Here is a 3,207-nt window from a genome sequence, read left to right as displayed (position 1 = left end):
TCGTAGGTGGCGGCCCAGCGGGTGATCAGGTGACCGGGGTGCATGTCCCAGCCCTGGTAGTAGCCGCGCCGCAGCGAGCGGGTGACCAGCCGGTGGTGTTCGCGCAGCGCGGCGGGCGGGTCGGCCTCGGGCACGATCTGGGTGGAGCCGTCGCACACCCACACCCCGGTCTGGGCGGCCGCGACCTGCATGACCGCCTTGGCATGGTCGGCGGCGGGATGGTCCAGCGCCTGGTAGGGGGCGGCGACCCCGCAGTCGGCGGTGTAGTCGTAGGTGCCGAAATGCAGGGCGTCGCAGCGTCCCTCGGCGAGCGTGATCATCCGCGCGACCGGCGCGTCGCCGTTCGGGCCGATGATGGCCTGCGGACTTTCGATCTGCAGCTCGAACCGCAGCGCGCCCGCCGCGAGCCCGCTGCCGCGCTCCAGCCCCTCACACAGCGCGACCAGCGCCGAGACCTGCTCGGCGGCGCGCACTTTGGGCACCGTCACCACGAAGCCGTCGGGAACCCCGCCGGCGCCGTCGAGAACCAGCTCCAGGGTCCGCAGGGCGCGGCGGCGTTCCAGCCCGCCGAGCCCCTTGACGCGGATGCCGAACCGGTGCGGTCCGGCCGCCGAGGCCGCCCAGGCGGCGACGACCTCGCCCGCGGCCAGCGCGGCGGCGTCCTCCTCGTCGTCGGGGCGCGGGCCGTAGCCGTCCTCGAAGTCGATGCGCAGATCCTGGACCGGCGCGGTGCGCAGCCGTTCGCGCACGTCGGCGAACCCCCCGCCGGTGTCGAGGTCGCTCAGCTCGCCCGCGTGCCGGTCGAGCAGGTCGAGCGCGGCCGCGCCCCAGACCGCCGGGGTGTCGGCGGTGACCTGGTCGGCGGGCACGTAGGCGGTGTGGATGGGCTGTGGCCGTTCGCCCGGTCCCGGATAGCGGGTGCGCAGCCCGGCGTCGACAGCCTCGAGCACGGCCTCGATCCTGGCGCGCACGTTCTCCGGCAACCGGGTGGCGGTCATGGTGTCCCTCCTTCTCGCGGACCGCCCGCTCGCCGGTGATGTTCACGCAGGGCCAGCCAGACGCGGTCGGCGGTCATGGGCAGACGGTACAGCCGCACCCCGGTGGCGTCCCTGATGGCGTTGGCCAGCGCGGGGGCCACCGGGTTGTAGGGCGATTCGCTCATGGATTTCGCGCCCAGCGGGCCGAGTTCGTCGCTGGTCTCGGCGAATTCGACCTCGGTGACGGGCAGGTCGGCGGCCTGCGGGATGTGGTAGTGCCGCAGCACGTCGGTGGTGACCACCCCGCGCTCGCTGCGCATGTCCTCGTACAGCGCGGTGCCGATGGCCTGCGCCACACCGCCTTCCACCTGGCCTCGGCACTGCGCGGGATGCAGGACCGTGCCCGCGTCGGCGGCCTGGACCGACTGGAGGATGCGCACCTGCCCGGTGTCCGGGTGCACGGCGACTCGGAAGGCCTGCACGTTGAAGCTGACCGAGCGCGGCGTGCCCGCGTGCGAGGCGGTGGCCACCAGCTCCCCTTCGGCCGTCAGCTCTTCCGGCGTGACCAGCCGGGCCCCGCAGCGCACACCGTCCGAACCGAGCACACACTCGCCCAGGGCCGCGCCGGTGAGTTCGGCGGCCCTGGCCAGGATCTGCTCGCGCAGCTCGAGCGCGGCCAGGTGGGTGGCCTTGCCCGCGACGACGATGCCGGTGGAGCCGAACGCGCCGGTGTCGTAGCCGACCAGGTCGGTGTCGGACTGACGCAGGTCGATCAGTTCGGCCGGGACGCCGAGGGCGGTCGCGGCGAGACCGAGGTGCACGGTGGTGGTGCCGTTGCCGAATTCGGCGGTGCCGAAGCGCAGTTCGTAGCGGCCGTCGCGGCGCAGCGTGATCGAGGCGTCGGAGTGGTGCCCGCGCGGCGGAATGGTGGCGATCATCGCCAGCGCCATGCCCTCGCCGACCAGCCAGTCCGGCCCCGGGGCCAGCACGCCGTTGCCGCGTCGCAGCGCCGCCCGCGCCTTGGCCAGGCACTGGTCCAGGCCATAACTGCCGAACACCAGATCCCCCGGCTCGACCTTCGAACCGACGAACGGGTCGCCGGAGACGACCACATTGCGGGCACGGAACTCGAACGGGTCCGTGCCCAGTTCCCTGGCCAGTTCGTCGAGCGCGCACTCGATGCCGAAGACGATCTGGCCGAGCCCGTAGCCGCGGAACGCGCCGGAGGGCACATTGTTGGTGTAGGCCGAGCGGGCGTCGACCCGCTTGTTCGGGCAGCGGTAGACCTCCACCGATTCGCCGACACCGTGGAACATCACGCCGGGGCTGTGGTTGCCGTAGGCGCCCGCGTCGGTGAGCACGTCCACGGCCAGCGCGGTCAGCGTGCCGTCGGCGTCTGCCCCGGCGGTGACCTCGACCCGCATGGGATGCCTGGTGGTGGCGGAGGTGAACTCCGCCGAGCGGGTGAACTCGTAACGCACCGGCCTGCCGGTCCGCAGCACGGCCAGCGCGATCAGATCCTCGGCCAGCATCTCCTGCTTGGCGCCGAACCCGCCGCCGACCCTGGCCGCGAACACCCGCACCCGCTCGCGCGCCAGCCCGAAGATCTCACACAGCTCGGCCCGCACCAGGAACGGCACCTGGGTGCTTGACCGGATCACCAGCCTGCCCCGCGAGTCGAGCCAGCCGACGCCGCCGTGCGTCTCCAGGTGCACGTGCTGGGCGCGCGGGCTGTGCCACACCCCGCGCACCACCTTCGCCGCCCGCGCCAGGCCGTCGGCGATCGAGCCGACCTCGCCGTGCACCTCGGCGACCAGATTGCGCGACGGATCGGCGATGCGCGCCTCGCCGGTCTTGTCGCCGTGCAGCAACGGCGCGCCCTCGGCCAGCGCTTCCTCCGGGTCGAAGACGGCGGGCAGCGGTTCGTACTCCACCCGGATCGCCCGGCAGGCGGCGAGGGCGGTGCCGAGATCGTCGGCGACCACGGCCGCGACCCGCTGGCCGACGAAGCGGACCGTGCGGTCGAGGACGTAGGTGTCGTCGGGATCGTCGGAGCGCATCTCGTGCCGGGCGGTGGAGAAGGACCGGCCGGGAGCGTCGGCGTGGGTGAGCACCGCGTGCACGCCGGGCAGCGCGGGGGCCGGGGGGGGGTGGTTGGCGCGTGGGCGGGCGTGCGGGTGCGGGCGGGGGGGCGCGGCAGGTTGCAGCGGGGCCGCCGGCGGGGCCAGCG

Annotated in this window: 2 protein-coding genes; both read right to left on the bottom strand. The window is 73.8% G+C overall.

Annotated elements, in window-relative coordinates:
- On the bottom strand, positions 1-998 hold a 998-nt coding region (locus QH283_RS11045), incomplete at its 3' end, for a DUF6986 family protein (protein WP_280502925.1).
- Positions 995-3,207, bottom strand: a 2,213-nt coding sequence (locus QH283_RS11040; protein WP_280502924.1) for a xanthine dehydrogenase family protein molybdopterin-binding subunit, incomplete at its 5' end; no start/stop codon positions are given. The genes QH283_RS11045 and QH283_RS11040, both read right to left, overlap by 4 nt.

The organism is Nocardia farcinica, assembly GCF_029867845.1.
Classification (GTDB): Bacteria; Actinomycetota; Actinomycetes; order Mycobacteriales; family Mycobacteriaceae; genus Nocardia; species Nocardia farcinica_A.
Note: the sequence above shows the minus strand (reverse complement) of the source record. Positions and strands in the feature narration are given on the sequence as shown.